Source organism: Spirosoma sordidisoli, assembly GCF_004138325.1.
In the GTDB taxonomy this organism is placed as follows: Bacteria; Bacteroidota; Bacteroidia; order Cytophagales; family Spirosomataceae; genus Spirosoma; species Spirosoma sordidisoli.
In genome coordinates this window covers 1,396,239-1,410,628 of sequence record NZ_SBLB01000001.1, presented here as the reverse complement: position 1 = coordinate 1,410,628, position 14,390 = coordinate 1,396,239, and the positions used below count along the sequence as shown (strand labels likewise).

Below are 14,390 nucleotides of genomic sequence, written 5' to 3'. Positions count from 1 at the left end.
GTTATCCTCCCTGGGTTGCTTGTAGAATGGTAATTTTTTCGCTGCCCGACAGGGCAAGCTGTGCCCAGGCCGTGCGGGGCACAATGGCATTGTTGACCGCTACGGCTATGCCTTTGCGGTCGGCCATAGCCAGTTGAGCGAGAAGACTCTCGAGCGATGCCGTATCGGGCGTTTCTACGGACTGGTTATTGACGAATACAATCATGGAACCTGTGCTTCAGCGCATAGAAAAGCACAAGCCAGGGAGCGAACCGCGCGGATAAACCGGAAAAAGAAGGCGAAAAAATAGGAGCAGGCCTACTGTAGCGCTACGCGCACAGAGCCACTACAGGAATCTATTGTCTCGCTTTTCCCTCCGCAGGTATTATCCTGTTCAGGTTCAAAGGGTGATCTCTCAGCCCGTACGGGCACCCCTAAAGCTTCGCTTTTCAGCAAGACAAATGTAGAAATGATTTTCAATAATCTATTTTTCGATGACTAATAAATTGGTAGAGATAGTAGTCTGTTGCTGGGTGAGTACTATTTGCTGCATGGCTTATCAGTAAAAAAGACAGGGGAGAGTAGATCAACAGGAGGGGGCCTACAAGCAGCAGCCCCGACGCAGACGGTCGGGGCTGGGCACTGCTACAAGAATCTTGTGTTACTCGTCGTCATCCAGCCCGGCGCCGACTCCATAGCGGCTGTTTCGTCGTTCGTGGTGGCTGAGAACCTGACGTTCTTACGCATCGATCCGCACCCGCGACAGGCGGATGTCGGAACGGTTGAACTGGCGCTGCATCTCGGCAAACACCCAGTCAATGGCTTCGTCGGGGTCGGTGGCCGCAACGGATAAGTCTTCATTCAGCCGAAGCTGGTTTTTCATTTCATCGAGCACGTCGAAGACGACCCGGATTATCTGCTTTCTTTTCGTGACCATAACAAAAGGTGGCTAAACAGAGGGTTACGCAACCAGCAGGCTATACAGCAGCCTGACAAAACCGACGATGACCGCTTCTGTCAGATTTGTTCAGCATGTTGTTTATGGTCTAAAAGTAAGCGCTTTTGTCTATAGTTATATTATGTATGATAAAAAAATATTATAGTGTTGCCTGACTCTGTACCCGAGCATCGGAATCGGGCCGAAAGGGCCAGCCGAGGGTTGCCGTTTTTTTGTTAGAATCGGCTGTTCATGCGGGCGAAGATGGCGTCGATTTCCGGACGGGAGGCCATGCGATTGGTTTCTGAAGTGCCGTAGCCAATCTCGGTTGCGCCCGCCTGCAGGCCGTTCATCATGGCATCGGCAAAGTCGCCGACGGGCACGCCGAAGGTGTGCAGCCCCGGCCCGCCCAGGTCGGTATTGACGGCTGGCGGTACCAGTTCAATAACCTCGATCGAGGTGTTGGCCAGTTGATGCCGCAGGGACATCGTAAACGAGTGCAGAGCCGCTTTGGTGGCGCTGTATATCGGGGCAAACGCGCCCGGTACAAAGGCGAGCCCCGATGTTACGTTGACAATGGCCGACTGTGGGTGTTGCTTCAAATGCGGAATAAACAGCGTAGCCAGGTGCAGCGGAGCTTCCAGATTGATCGCAATTTCCTGCTGGCTCTCGCTCCAGTCGTCCTGGCTATCGGCCAGCTGCATCCGGCGCTGAATACCCGCGTTGTTGATCAGTACATTGACCTGCGGAAACTCGGTACGGACCCAGTCGAGCAGCGCTACTCGTTCAGCCGCCTGGCCTACATCGCACTGGCGCGTGTGAAGCTGTGGGTACTTTTGTTGGGCTTCCTGCAGCTTATCGGCGCGTCGGCCACAGATAATGACCTGGCTGCCTGCCTGAAGAAACCGCTCGGCCAGGGCCCAGCCAATGCCGGAGGCTCCGCCCGTAATCAGGACGGTGTTGGTTGACGTATTCATGGGCTAGTAGTCTTTATGGAAAGACCACTAGCCAGGCCTTTTGTTTGGTCCCGTCGGCCGTACCTATTTTGCGTCTGCTGAACGCTGTCGTATGGCTGCTCAACCCGGCTTCCGTTTATCGAAGAACTGCCGCATGAACAGGAGCTGATAGGATATAGCAGTATTCCAGTACGTCCAGTTGTGGCCGCCGGGCCGGGTGATGTAGTCGTGGGCTATATTGCGCTCCAGGAGTTTGTCGTGCAGGTTGTTGTTGACCCGGAAAAAGAAATCGTCGGTGCCGCAGTCGATAATCAGCGAGAGCGAGCCGGGAGTCAGCAGATGAAGCAGGTTGATGACCGTATGCTTCTCCCAGCGGTCGGGAAACTGGGCATACGGACCCAGCCGTTTGGCAATGTCCCAGTTGTTCGGAAACGGCCGGATGTCGACTCCGCCACTCATGCTGCCGGCGGCTCCGAAAACGTCCTGATGCCGGAACGCCAGGTAGAGCCCGCCGTGGCCGCCCATACTCAGGCCCGTAATGGCCCGCCCCTGCCGGTCTTTGATGGTTTTGTAATGGCTGTCGACCCAGGCTACCAGCTCGTTGGAGACGTAGGTTTCGTAGCGGAACGACGCATCGACGGGGCTATCGTAATACCAGCTGCCGTAGTTGCCGTCCGGGCAAACCACAATGATCCCGTTGGCGTCTACCGCCCGGCTCAGGGCGGGTGCTTTCTGAATCCAGTTGCTGTAGTTGCCGCTATACCCATGGAGCAGATAAACGACCGGGAACTCGGCGCCGGTGGTATACGAGTCGGGCGTGATCACCACGGCCCTGATCGTTTTTTTCATCGATGCGCTATAGGTGTCGACAGTATCGACTTTGGCGGCCCGGGCGTGGCCAGTAAACAGCAGGAAACAGAACAGAAAAAGTGCGCGGCTGGCCGTCATGGGAGTGGGGGTAAGGGTATAGGAACAGAGGTTGCGGTGTGAAGTTATGGCTGGCGGAGCTGCCGGTCAATCTCGCTGAGGAGGTAGGTTTTAGGGTCGCTGGAGTACTCCCAGAACATGACGCCCCCCAGCCCTTTTTTTCTCACATACCGACACTTGGCTTTTACCGATGCTTCGTCGTCGTAGGAGACGAAGCGTTTCAGGTCGGCATTGTAGAGGTAAGGCGCTTTGGCTTTACGGTCCCAGTAGCGTTTGTAGGCCGGGTTGGTCAGCAAACTGTCTTTGATGAACGTATAACCCCCGCCCCGTTCTACCTTCGCGATGGTTCTGGGGTGGGTGTTGGGGTTGTCTTGCTGAAGCTGCCAGGCCCGCCCGTAGAAGGCAATGCCCAGCAGGAGCTTGCTGGCGGGTACGCCCGCTTTCCGGTACGCCTGTACGGCCCGGTCGCCCGATTGTTCGTTGGGTACCTGACCCGTCGGATACAGGTTGGTATGGTGCCCGGCCAGCGGCCCGCCCGTATAATGGTCGTACGACATGATGTTGATGTAATCGAGGTACTGCTGCGCCTGACCCATGTCGGTATGGGTAAAGATGGCGTCGAAGCCGGGCAGGGCTGTCGTAACCAGATACGGTTTGCCGGTCTGTTTCTGGAGGTTGTTCAGCTGGTCGCGCAGGGCTTTGAACAGCAGGGTAAAGTTTTGCCGGTCTTCGGGCCGAAAAATGTTGTCTTCGCCTTTCATACCCGGATACTCCCAGTCGATATCGACCCCATCGAGCTGGTATTGCCGCACAATGTCGACGGCCGAGGCTGCAAACGCTACGCGGGCGGTATCGCTCAGTACCGCATCGGAGAAGTTCTCGCTCCACGACCAGCCGCCAATCGAGATCAGAATCTTCAGGTCGGGATTGCGCTGCTTGAGGTTGTTCAGTTTCCGGAAGTTGGTCGAGTCGGTAGCCAGGTTGTGAAGCCAGGCGCGATTATTCCGCACATCGACGAAGGCGTAGTTGATATGGGTCAGTTTTTCGACCGCAATCTGGTCGGTGTTGACCAGCCCCCGGAAGCCGCCAACGTAGGCCAGCACAATGGGTTTGGAGGTTGGGCCGGGGGCCATACCGGCGCTCAGAAGCGCGCAGATGAACAGTAACGTGAGTACGTAAGAAGGGCGAAGCATACCGTGTGGGTTAAGAGAAATGCCGGTTGCGGGCGGGTAAAAATGCGAATAAAATGGGTTGTCGCAATCACCCCCTCAACTTGTCCTGATCACACAGCAAGGGCCCTGGCGGGGGTGGGTACCTTTGTCCAGTACAAAATCAAACAACAACTACTATGGCAACCAAAATTTTTGTGAACCTACCCGTTCGTGACCTGAATCGGTCGGTCGAGTTTTTTACGGGCGTCGGCTTCCGCTTCGACCCCCGTTTTTCGGACGAGAAAGCGGCCTGTATGATCATCAGCGAGAACATTTTCGCCATGCTGCTGGTCGACAGTTTCTTTACAACGTTCACTCCTAAAGAACTGGCCGACACCGCTAAAACGACGGAAGTAATCGTGGCATTATCGGCCGATAGCCGGGAGCAGGTCGACACGCTGGTAGATCGGGCCATGGCTGGCGGAGCTACCCCCGCCGGGGAGCCTCACGATGAGAGTTTTATGTACTACCGGAGCTTCTTCGACCTCGACGGTCATCACTGGGAGGTAAACTACATGGAGCTACCGGAAGACGGGCAGACGACCGAGTAAGGCGTATCGGTGCACTAAAAAGGCCAGCGTTGGGAAGTTCACCGGCGCTGGCCTTTTTAGTGTTACCTTAATCGCTTTGGATTACGTATAGAGCCTATCGTTCCGGACTGGAGCAGGCCAGCGGCATGGCTTTATCCGCCGGCTTTTTTGGCTTTATAGCCTTTATTGGTCAGCCAGGCCAGGACTTTGTCGCGGTGGTCGCCCTGAATCAGGATTTCGTCGTCTTTAGCGGAGCCGCCCGATCCGCAGGCTGCTTTGAGTTGTTTGCCCAGCTCGGCCAGGTCGGCTTCGCTGCCGATAAACCCCCGAACAGCCGTAACCACTTTGTTGCCCCCCAGCTTAACCAGCCATACCTTCAGGTTTTGCTGGGCGGGCGGCAGGGTTTCGGCCGGTGGCTGCTCATCGGCCTGGTAGTTGAAATCCGGGTTGGTCGAGTAGACAACCCCGGAGCGGTTTTTCTTGCTCATACTACAAAACTAATCGGTTCTGCTCAGTGTGTCGTCCACCCAGCTCCGTTTTGGTTTACAGTTCGAGCAATTGCCGCACGGTATCGCCATACGTACTTCCTGTGGTCAGTTTCGTGCTTTTTTTGTCGCTCATGGCCAGGAGGTACTTGCCGTCGAAATGGCGGTGGACTTCCGAGATCTTTTGCCGGTTAACCAGCACCGACCGGCTGACGCGCACGAACGTATCGGGTAGTTTTTCGGCCAGGGCCGTCAGGGTGTAACTGGTCAGGAACTTCTGCCCGTCAACGGTCGACAGAAAAACGTATTTCTCTTCGGCTTCGAAGAAGGCAATGTCGGAGAGCGGCACGAGCCTGATTTTTTCGCCGGTTTTGACCGAAATCGAATAGATTTCTTTTTTGGGCTGCATCTGGGCCAGCAGGCGCATCACGCTTTCGGTCATCGGATTACTCCGGCTCTCGGGCTCGTTACGCTCGACCAGCGCCCGGATTTTCTGAGCGGTTCGGGCCAGCCGTTCGGCTTCGATCGGCTTGAGCAGGTAATCGACCGAGTTCTCCTCAAACGCCCGGATCGCGTATTGATCGTAGGCGGTGGCGAATATGACCAAGGGCATGGCGGTGAGTTTGGAAAGCATCTCGAACCCGTTGAGCAACGGCATTTCGATGTCCAGAAAAATAACGTCGGGTTGCCGGGCTTCGATGAGTGTCAGGCCTTCGGCGCCGTTGGGCGCATCGCCAATGACGGTAAACGTATCGCTGTGTTTATCCAGCAGGCGCCGTAAGCGACTGACAGCCAGTGGTTCGTCGTCGATGAGTAGGGTTCTGAGGGGAAATGACATAAGGCTGGCGAAGCTAATCGGGAAATGTAAAAGGGTAGGATATTAGTGGACCTCCGATACGGAGAATGACTGGTCGTTATGGACGAGTTTTGCCAGTTTTATGGACAGCAGCACCTGCTTGAGCGGCCAGTTCTGCAACTCCACCCGGGCGTCGTCGCCGTAGAGCAGTTTTAGTTTGTCCTGGATGCTGCGCAAGCCGTAACCACCACTCATCTCGTCGGGAAAGGCCGGGCCGTTATCATGAACGCACAGGTGTAACTCCCCCGCTTTTTCGTAGATACGAACATCGATACGGCCCGAATCGGCGCGTTTGGCGATGCCGTGTTTGATAGCGTTTTCGACGATGGGCTGAAGCAGAAACTGCGGTAGTTTAAGATCGATCAGGTTGGGTTCGGACACCTCTACGCTGAACGCCAGCCGGTTGCCGAACCGAACCTGCTCCACTTTCAGGTAAGTTCGGACCATCTCGAGTTCATCGGCCAGGCTGGCAAACAACTCGCCTTCGCGCCCCGTCGAATAGCGGAATAGTTTGGAGAGCAGCAGTGTCATTTCTTCAGCTTTATCGGGGTCTTCATGAACCAGACTGGCAATGCTGTTGAGCGCGTTGTAGAGAAAATGGGGATTGATTTTGGCCTGGAGGGCATCCAGTTCGGCTCGGGTTTTCAGTTTCTCCATGTTCAGGAGCTGGAACTCCTGTTCGGAGAGCTTGCGGGTCAGCTGCCGGCCCTGTTGCAGCACGTATAAAAAGACGTTGGCTATCAAAACATCGGCTATCAAATAGATGTGCCAGGGGGCGTTGGTGTTATTGTAATCGGGACGTTTGCTCAGTTCGGTGAGGACCTCTCTTCCTAACCAGTAATAAACAATAGTACTGATGGTCATGACCGAAGCCAATACCGCAATACTCAAGATTAGGTGCCGTTTCCAGGTCGTAGTAAACCGCTGGGTGAGCCAGCCCAGCAGGCCCCAGGTCACCAGGAAGGTAGCGATGCCATCGGCAATGTTCTGGGCGATTACAAACCGGTACAGGTCGGCAATACAGTCGTCGGTAGCCGTAGCAATCAAGTTGGTGAAATAGATAATGCCGCTGGCTCCGTACACCAGCAGGGCCCCCAGAATCATACCGATCAGGGTTCCCCAGCCGGGTTTCTGCAGGATGGTGGTGAGCGTAATGGGCTCCCGGCGCAGATTGGGCTGGTACGAACTTCGACCCGAAAAGTTGAACGAAGCGCCTTCTACGTTGGCACCGGTGAGGTTGACCTGCTGGAGACCGCAGTAGTTCAGGTTGGCTTCGTAGAGGTCGGCGTCGGTAAAGTCGGCGCCGGTCAGGTTGGAAAAACTCAGGTTAGCACCACGCAGAATAGCTCCGCGGAAATTGGCTCGGGCCAGGTCGGAGAAACTCAGGTCAGCCCCCGTCATGTCGAGGCCGCTAAAGTCGAAATTAGCCAGATCGCACCCCCGCAGCTTTAGCCGCTTGCCATTTTTGCCAATCGTGCCGATAAGTTGTTCGCGGGTCATAGGTCGGAAGATAGTCTTCGGTTGTTCATCCTCAGAAAGTGGGTGTATCGCATTTCTTAACGACAGCGTGGCAGAATAGATCCAGAAAATCGGTTGCTCAGCAGGCAGGGGTCTGGCTGACACTCCTGTCGGAATAAGATTGCTGGCCGGTCTAAAAATAGTACATTTTCGGTGGCCTGCTTCGGACCGGTTTGCCCGAAATCCCGATAGGATCGACACAGAAGAGGGTTCCGGCCGGAAAATGATAGAGAATACCGGCGGATACGGAGCTGGCCAGGTTCATGAAAAGTACGGTGTATAGTCGGTTTATGCAGGTGTCGACAGCCACAAAACTATCGCACGGTCAGCCGACAGCGGAGTCTTTTCTGACGAACGCCCGAATGGCGGGTATGAAATCCGTTAGGGTGCTGACGAAGTTATTTCGTAGTATTGGCTACAAAACCAACTTGCCGCCCATGACGACCACCCGGGATACCATGCTTGCCCGCATCCGGCAGAACAAGCCGGAGCCTTTACCGCTACCCGATGTGCCGACCTTCGTAAACGAAGCCGACGATCTGAGCGACCGGTTCGAGAAAGCGCTGGCTTTTGTGGGCGGTCAACTGGTCGATCTACAGGCCACCCCGGCCTCGCTGGTTGGTTTTCTGCAGGAAACTTTTCCTGATGCTCAGCGAATTGCCTCGTCGGTGCCTTTGCCGGGGCTGGCTCTGGTGCCGGTTGGGCCGGAGACCGACAAGCAGGTGCTTGAGCAGATTGACGTGGCCGTTTTGCGGGGCGATTTTGCCGTTGCGGAGAACGCGGCCATCTGGATACCGGAGGCCTCAATGATGCACCGGGCTTTGCCGTTCATCACCCAATACCTGGTGCTGGTGGTTGACCGCGACGCGCTCGTTCCCAACATGCACGTAGCCTACGAACGCCTTGACCGGTCCCGGCTCACCTACGGAACATTTATTGCGGGCCCGTCGAAGACCGCCGATATCGAACAGTCGCTGGTCATTGGAGCGCACGGCGCCCGGAGCCTGACCGTCGTGTTACCCGAATAACCGGGCGACTTAACATTTACCTAATCCAGTTGTTACTGTCGTAGTATTAACCCTGACTTCTTTGACAACGACGTTGATTACGTTCGATCTAACCCTGGGTCGGCTTCGCCCCTGGCGCGAGGGCGACGAAGATTCGCTAACACACCACGCCAGTAACCGGCGTATCTGGAACAATGTCCGTGACTTTTTCCCGTACCCATACACGCCCCGCGATGCGCATTCGTGGGTTCGGTCCAACAAATCGTACCAGCAGCCCAACAACCTGGCTGTTGAAGTTGACGGACAGGCGGTTGGGAATATCGGGTTTACGGTGAAGGATGATATTTACCGCTACAACGCCGAGATCGGCTACTGGCTCAGCGAAGAGTACTGGGGGCGGGGCATCATGACCGAGGCCGTACCGATCATGACCGATTACATCTTCAGTAATTTTCAGGTCAACCGGATCTTTGCCTGCGTGCTGGAAGGCAACATCGGGTCTATGCGGGTGCTGGAGTCGGCCGGGTACCGACACGAAGCGATCCATAAGAAGGCTGCCGTCAAGAACAACCAGTACCTGGATGAGCATGTCTTTGCTATCCTGCGGGCTGAACGGGGATAAGTGCCTGTGGGCCGGGGCCTGGAGTCTGGGGAAGTAGACAGTACCCCAGGCTCCAGGCCCGCTGCTTTTTCCCCTTTGCTTTTTTTGTGGTTATTTTGCCAAAACATTACCGCTTCGGCGGGTTCTTATTACATGCCGAAGATAGTTATCGCGATTGACGGGTATTCGAGCTGTGGCAAAAGTACCACCGCTAAAGCTGTGGCCGCCCGCATGGGCTACGGCTATATTGATACCGGGGCTATGTACCGGGCTGTAAGCCTGTTCTTCACGCAGGAACGTATTGCGCTTTCCAACCACAAAGAAGTGGTAGCTGCCCTCGACAGAATTCATATTACCTTCAACCACAACCCCCGTACCGGCAAGAACGAGACGTGCCTGAACGGCCTCAACGTAGAAGGAGAGATCCGAACCATGTATATCTCGAACATTGTCAGCGAGGTAAGTGCCATCCCCGAAGTGCGCTGGGCCATGGTCGCTCAGCAGCAGAAAATGGGGCGCAAACGGGGCGTGGTCATGGACGGCCGGGATATCGGAACCAAGGTGTTTCCCGATGCAGAGGTGAAAGTGTTCATGACGGCAGATACTTACATCAGGGCCAAACGCCGACAGCAGGAACTGCTTGAAAAAGGCGACATGGTCAACCTCGACGATATCATTAAAAATATTGAGAAGCGCGACCTGATCGATACCACCCGCTCAGAAAGTCCACTCATGCAGGCACCAGATGCGGCCCTGCTGGATACGTCGCACATGACCATCGAAGAGCAGGTCGACTGGGTCATCGAACAGGCCGACCGGCGCCTGTCTGAACTCCATCGGCAGAAAGCAATAAAGTGAGCAGGCTAAAAATGTATAGTGGGAAATGAATAATGTATAATTAATTCATCACTCATCATTCCTTGTAAATGACCGTCGACTTTCTGATAGTGGGGCAGGGGGTGGCTGGGTCGGTGCTGGCCTGGACACTCGACCAGCGGGGCTGCTCGGTGCTGCTCGCTGATGATCCGGCTTTACCGTCAGCGTCGGGTGTGGCGGCTGGTATTGTCAATCCGCTCACGGGCCGTAAACTCGTTCGTACCTGGAAAGCGGATGCGTTATTCCCGTTTTTGCACCAGTATTATACAGGTATCGAAGCGAAACTGGGCGTGCGGTTTTTTCATCCTAAAACCATCTACCGTCCGTTTCGCTCCGAAGCCGAGAAAGCCGATTACCTCGCTCTGATCAATGACCCGGCGGCTCATGCGTATGCGCGGGAGTCAGCTGATAATCAGCAATATGGGGCGTATATCAACAATCCTTACGGTGGGTTGGATGTGCACGGGGCCGGATGGGTCGATTTAACCGAGTTTGTTCGGTTGATAAAAGGCTATTTTGTTAGAAAAAATCAATACTATGAAGGTAGAGTTGATAATAGTGATCTGATTGTCAAAGAGAATAGCGTAAAGTGGAACGGTATCTCTATCAATAAAGTCATATTCTGTGATGGGGTGCAGGCCCGTGAGAATCCGTTATTTGGCTACTTACCCTACAATCCTGTTAAAGGACAGATTCTGACGGCGGTCATCGAAAATTATCCTATTACGGCTATAGTTAATCAGGGGGTTTTTATCCTGCCCGTTCGTCCGGGACTGGTCCGTATCGGGGCTACCTATTCATGGCATGATCTCGATTGGCAAACAACCGATGACGGTCGATCGTTTTTAGAGTCGAAAGTACAGCCAGTCCTGCGGGTACCGTATCAGATTGTGGCGCAGCAGGCCGGTATTCGACCATCTACCAAAGATCGGCGGCCGTTTGTTGGGATCCATCCTGAACATCCGGCTGTGGGGATTTTTGGCGGTATGGGGACCAAGGGCGTATCGCTGGCCCCCTACCTGGCCGAAGACTTTGCGCGGCACCTGCTCGATGGTGAAGAATTAGAACCGGAAGCGAATATTAGCCGCTGTGTGTCGTTATACAGTCACGGTTGATTAGTTTTCAGTTTCGGATCGGTAACCAGCATCTTTATCAGGTCGTTTACCGTATACTGAGTACCGAAAACCGGTAGCCAACGTCTATACTATTTCGTTATGCGGAACCATTACATACTGCTGTTGGGCTTGTGGCTGGGAGGGCTGAGCGCAGCCGTGGCGCAAAATTATCCGTCGCTCGAGCGGTTCGGTAAAAACCGGATTCAGTACCGGAACTTCGACTGGAAAATTGTTCGGACATCGAACTTCGAAATCTACTATTACCAGGACGGCACTCAGATCGCCAACCTGACGGCCCAGTATGCCGAGTCGGAGTTCGACCGAATCACCGAACTCCTGGGCTATACCCCCTACAATCGTATCAAAATTTTTCTGTTCAACTCCCCGCAGGAACTGGCACAGAGTAACATTGGTCTCAACGCACAGTCGGGCTTGAGCGGTCGTGATCTCGACTTATCGAAGTCGCGGGTAGAGCTGGCTTTTACAGGCGATCAGATCAGCTTTCGCCGACAGATTATCCGCGATATATCCATGCTGTTCGTTTACGACATGCTGTACGGAGGGAGTCTGAAAGATGCCTTACAAAGCTCACTGCTGCTGACGCTGCCCGACTGGTTCATGCCGGGGGTGGCGTCGTATATTGCCGAGGGCAATAGTGTAGAACTCGACGACTACATGCGCGACGTATCGCTGACCCGACCCGTCAAGAAACCGTCGCTCCTCTCCGGGGCCGAAGCCGAACGGGTAGGCCACTCCATCTGGAACTACATCGTGCAGAAATACGGGCGCGATAATGTATCCAATATCCTGAACCTGACCCGCATTATCCGGAACGAGCAAAGCAGTATTGCCAGCACACTCGGTGTACCCTACAACCGGTTCCTGCGCGAATGGCGCGAATACTATGCCGGTATGGCCGGGAGCGTATCGCAGTCGTACCAGGCTGGCTCCGACGATTTTCGACTCAATGTCAGCTCGGCCGACGAAAAATCATCGCTGGTTAGTTTGAAGATCAGCCCCGATAACCAGTTTGTTGCGTATACCGTCCTTCGGGATGGTAAATTCAACGTAGAAGTTGTCAATACAACGAACCGGAAAAAGACAACCGTACTGTCGGGTGGGTACCGGCTCGATGGGCAGTCGACCCGGACCAGTACGCCCCTGGTGGCCTGGCAGAAAGACAACAACCTGCTGGTACTGACCGACGAGCTGGGCCGTACGAACCTGTACCAGTTTTCTAACCTGGAAAAGCGGCCAAGCCAGGAGTTCAGACGCACCGTGAACGGCTTAACGCAGGTTGTCTGGATGGATGCGTCGGAAGATGGCAGCAGCCTCATCATGAGCGCCGACCGGAAAGGGCAGAATGATCTGTTCTTATACAGTATTAACCGCGGGTCTTACCAGCAGATCACAAACGACCTCTACGACGATCTGTATCCGCAGTTTGTTGGGCGTACGGCCCGGCAGATCGTGTTCAGCTCCAACCGCCAGCTCGACACGCTGGGTGTTGACAAAGGAAGCTACAAGACCATCCGCGACCGGCTTACCCTGTTCAGCCACGAAGGCAACGCCCGTAACCTGTCGGTGCAGCGGCTGACCGATTCGCTGACCCATGCTGCGAACCCCATTCCGGCCGATGAAACGACGATTTATTATCTGAACGACGCCAACGGTGTCCGTAACCTGTACCGGTATAATACCGAAACGCGTACGGCCCGGCAGGTAACCGCTTTCCCGCAGAGTATCCGACTGTATGACCTCAACCCGGCCACGGGTGGCTTCGTCTACAGCACTCTGCAGGATGGCGATGAGTATATCGGGTTCCGCTCAAAACTAAACCTGACCCAAACGGCTCAGGCTCCGCTTACCCCGCGGGTGGCAACGCTCAATCGCACCAATCCGTCGGCTTCGGTTCGGGCCGAGCAGCTGCGTACCGATACCACCCGACGGGCCGGTGCCGTTTCGGGCGATTCGGTAGCAGCCCGGCAGGCCGATACGGTACGTCCTGAACCGGCGCGGCAGCTGGCGCTGGAACCTGGTGAGGTGGATACCGATAATTACCAGTTCGACCCCGAGGTGCTGAAGGCGGCCGAGTACCGCCAGCGCCGGACAGTGGGGCTAACCCCTAGTATTGCCACCGCTCCTCCGCGTAATCGTCGGCGCGAAAACATTACCATTCGTGGGCCGTATGCGTACAAAGGAATGTTTACCATCAACGATGCTACCTCAAACTGGCGCATCGATCCGATTCGGGGCTTTGGCTTCGCGCAGGACGTAACTTTAACCGACCTGCTCGAGAATCACGTGCTTCGGGCGGGTGGTTTCATCACAACGACCCTGCGAAACAGCGATCTCTTCGCGGAGTACACCAATCAGACGAACCGCATCGATTACGGCGCCCGGGTTGATCGGCAGACCCTGTTCATTGATCAGCTGGGCCTGACTCAGAAATATCGATACAACCGCATAGCCGTGTCGGCTTCGTATCCGATTTCGGTAAACAGCCGGCTTACCATCTCGCCCTTCTACGCCATTACCCGGCTGATTGATTTGACCACCTTTGCTGAACCCGACCGCGTGTCGGACTATGCCGGTCTGCGGGGCGAGTTTGTGTTCGATAATACAAAGGTTAACGGCATGAATATGACCGTAGGCACCCGCATGAAACTCCGTTTCGAGGAATACGGTGGGTTGCGGGCTGCTTCGCAGGGTTTCCGCCGGCTATCGCTCGATCTGCGTCACTACCAGAAAATACACCGGGACCTGATTCTGGCCGCCCGTTTTGCGTTTAGCCAGTCGGGTGGACCATCGCCGAAGCAAAGTACGTTGGGCGGAATGGAAAACTGGATTGGAGCGAACCAGAAAGATGCTATTGTCAATAACCCATTACGGGTGCCCAACACGCTGGCCAACGAAATTCCGTATGATTACCGCGATGTATTCTTCCTGGATTTCGCGGCTCCGCTGCGGGGGTTCCGGCAGGGAAAACTGACGGGTAACAGCTATATGCTATTCAACGCCGAACTCCGGCTCCCGCTGATCCGGTACCTGTATCGGGGCAACATCACGTCGAACTTCCTGCGGAATCTGCAGTTGGTGGCCTTTACCGATATTGGTACCGCCTGGACGGGAAGTGGGCCGTTCAGCCAGCAGAATAGTCTGAATACGGAAAGTGTAGGAGGGGGGAATATCCCGTTCCGGGCCAGGGTCACCAACTTCAAAAATCCGTTCCTGATTGGTTACGGCGCCGGCGCCCGAACCATGTTGTTCGGCTACTTCGTCAAGTTTGATTACGGCTGGGGGCTGGAAGATAAAACGGTCACCAAGCCCATTGCCTACCTGACGCTTGGCTACGATTTCTAGGAAAACTACTCGCAACTGCTTACCGGAGC

14 protein-coding genes and 1 riboswitch are annotated in these 14,390 nt (G+C 55.0%); of the genes, 6 read left to right on the top strand and 8 right to left on the bottom strand.

Annotation, left to right across the window (positions count from 1 at the left end; all coding sequences use genetic code 11):
- Position 1 precedes the first annotated feature (1 nt).
- The 5 genes from thiS to EQG79_RS06035 all read right to left on the bottom strand — a co-directional run bounded on the left by thiS (position 2) and on the right by EQG79_RS06035 (position 3,992).
- Entirely contained in the window at positions 2-205 is a 204-nt protein-coding gene (thiS, locus tag EQG79_RS06055; RefSeq protein WP_077924032.1) for a sulfur carrier protein ThiS, read from the bottom strand.
- 128 nt (positions 206-333) lie between these two features.
- A riboswitch (TPP riboswitch) is annotated at positions 334-425 on the bottom strand.
- 293 nt (positions 426-718) lie between these two features.
- Positions 719-916 (bottom strand): hypothetical protein, encoded by a 198-nt coding sequence (locus EQG79_RS06050; protein ID WP_077924033.1) that lies wholly within the window; start codon positions 914-916, stop codon positions 719-721.
- 236 nt (positions 917-1,152) lie between these two features.
- Complete coding sequence (locus tag EQG79_RS06045; RefSeq protein ID WP_129600622.1) at positions 1,153-1,893, bottom strand: SDR family oxidoreductase; 741 nt, start codon at positions 1,891-1,893, stop codon at positions 1,153-1,155.
- Between the two features lie 99 nt (positions 1,894-1,992).
- Entirely contained in the window at positions 1,993-2,820 is an 828-nt protein-coding gene (locus EQG79_RS06040) for an alpha/beta hydrolase (protein WP_129600620.1), read from the bottom strand.
- A 44-nt stretch (positions 2,821-2,864) separates the two neighbouring features.
- Positions 2,865-3,992, bottom strand: a complete 1,128-nt coding sequence (locus EQG79_RS06035) for a glycoside hydrolase family 18 protein (RefSeq protein WP_129600618.1) — start codon at positions 3,990-3,992, stop codon at positions 2,865-2,867.
- Between the two features lie 155 nt (positions 3,993-4,147).
- On the opposite strand from EQG79_RS06035, the gene EQG79_RS06030 reads away from it, so the two are divergent.
- Positions 4,148-4,561, top strand: a complete 414-nt coding sequence (locus EQG79_RS06030) for a VOC family protein (RefSeq protein WP_129600616.1) — start codon at positions 4,148-4,150, stop codon at positions 4,559-4,561.
- A gap of 131 nt (positions 4,562-4,692) precedes the next feature.
- Here EQG79_RS06030 and EQG79_RS06025 read toward each other — a convergent pair whose 3' ends face one another.
- From EQG79_RS06025 to EQG79_RS06015, 3 genes are read right to left on the bottom strand one after another with little or no spacing between them, the layout of a single operon-like run.
- Positions 4,693-5,028, bottom strand: a complete 336-nt coding sequence (locus tag EQG79_RS06025; RefSeq protein ID WP_129600613.1) for a translation initiation factor — start codon at positions 5,026-5,028, stop codon at positions 4,693-4,695.
- A gap of 55 nt (positions 5,029-5,083) precedes the next feature.
- A complete protein-coding gene (locus EQG79_RS06020; RefSeq protein WP_129600611.1) occupies positions 5,084-5,863 on the bottom strand; it encodes a LytR/AlgR family response regulator transcription factor in 780 nt (259 codons plus the stop codon).
- A gap of 42 nt (positions 5,864-5,905) precedes the next feature.
- Entirely contained in the window at positions 5,906-7,381 is a 1,476-nt protein-coding gene (locus EQG79_RS06015) for a pentapeptide repeat-containing protein (protein ID WP_129600609.1), read from the bottom strand.
- Between the two features lie 455 nt (positions 7,382-7,836).
- Between EQG79_RS06015 and EQG79_RS06010 the strand changes: the two genes are divergently transcribed.
- From EQG79_RS06010 to EQG79_RS05990, 5 genes are all read left to right on the top strand, one after another.
- Positions 7,837-8,427, top strand: a complete 591-nt coding sequence (locus EQG79_RS06010; RefSeq protein ID WP_129600607.1) for a LutC/YkgG family protein — start codon at positions 7,837-7,839, stop codon at positions 8,425-8,427.
- 61 nt (positions 8,428-8,488) lie between these two features.
- The gene (locus tag EQG79_RS06005) at positions 8,489-9,028 is read left to right on the top strand and encodes a GNAT family N-acetyltransferase (RefSeq protein ID WP_236648925.1); all 540 of its coding nucleotides are present in this window, start codon (positions 8,489-8,491) and stop codon (positions 9,026-9,028) included.
- Between the two features lie 132 nt (positions 9,029-9,160).
- Positions 9,161-9,865 (top strand): (d)CMP kinase, encoded by a 705-nt coding sequence (cmk, locus tag EQG79_RS06000; RefSeq protein WP_077924041.1) that lies wholly within the window; start codon positions 9,161-9,163, stop codon positions 9,863-9,865.
- 68 nt (positions 9,866-9,933) lie between these two features.
- A complete protein-coding gene (locus EQG79_RS05995; protein WP_129600605.1) occupies positions 9,934-10,998 on the top strand; it encodes an NAD(P)/FAD-dependent oxidoreductase in 1,065 nt (354 codons plus the stop codon).
- A gap of 99 nt (positions 10,999-11,097) precedes the next feature.
- A complete protein-coding gene (locus tag EQG79_RS05990; RefSeq protein WP_077924043.1) occupies positions 11,098-14,361 on the top strand; it encodes a hypothetical protein in 3,264 nt (1,087 codons plus the stop codon).
- The last annotated feature ends 29 nt before the right edge of the window (positions 14,362-14,390 follow it).

Coding starts and splice junctions, on each gene's coding strand:
- EQG79_RS06040 (WP_129600620.1), bottom strand. CDS start 2,820: ATGACGGCCAGCCGCGCACTTTTTCTGTTCTGTTTCCTGCTGTTTACT.
- EQG79_RS06025 (WP_129600613.1), bottom strand. CDS start 5,028: ATGAGCAAGAAAAACCGCTCCGGGGTTGTCTACTCGACCAACCCGGAT.
- EQG79_RS06050 (WP_077924033.1), bottom strand. CDS start 916: ATGGTCACGAAAAGAAAGCAGATAATCCGGGTCGTCTTCGACGTGCTC.
- EQG79_RS05995 (WP_129600605.1), top strand. CDS start 9,934: ATGACCGTCGACTTTCTGATAGTGGGGCAGGGGGTGGCTGGGTCGGTG.
- EQG79_RS06010 (WP_129600607.1), top strand. CDS start 7,837: ATGACGACCACCCGGGATACCATGCTTGCCCGCATCCGGCAGAACAAG.
- cmk (WP_077924041.1), top strand. CDS start 9,161: ATGCCGAAGATAGTTATCGCGATTGACGGGTATTCGAGCTGTGGCAAA.
- EQG79_RS06015 (WP_129600609.1), bottom strand. CDS start 7,381: ATGACCCGCGAACAACTTATCGGCACGATTGGCAAAAATGGCAAGCGG.
- EQG79_RS06020 (WP_129600611.1), bottom strand. CDS start 5,863: ATGTCATTTCCCCTCAGAACCCTACTCATCGACGACGAACCACTGGCT.
- EQG79_RS06035 (WP_129600618.1), bottom strand. CDS start 3,992: ATGCTTCGCCCTTCTTACGTACTCACGTTACTGTTCATCTGCGCGCTT.
- EQG79_RS05990 (WP_077924043.1), top strand. CDS start 11,098: ATGCGGAACCATTACATACTGCTGTTGGGCTTGTGGCTGGGAGGGCTG.
- thiS (WP_077924032.1), bottom strand. CDS start 205: ATGATTGTATTCGTCAATAACCAGTCCGTAGAAACGCCCGATACGGCA.
- EQG79_RS06030 (WP_129600616.1), top strand. CDS start 4,148: ATGGCAACCAAAATTTTTGTGAACCTACCCGTTCGTGACCTGAATCGG.
- EQG79_RS06045 (WP_129600622.1), bottom strand. CDS start 1,893: ATGAATACGTCAACCAACACCGTCCTGATTACGGGCGGAGCCTCCGGC.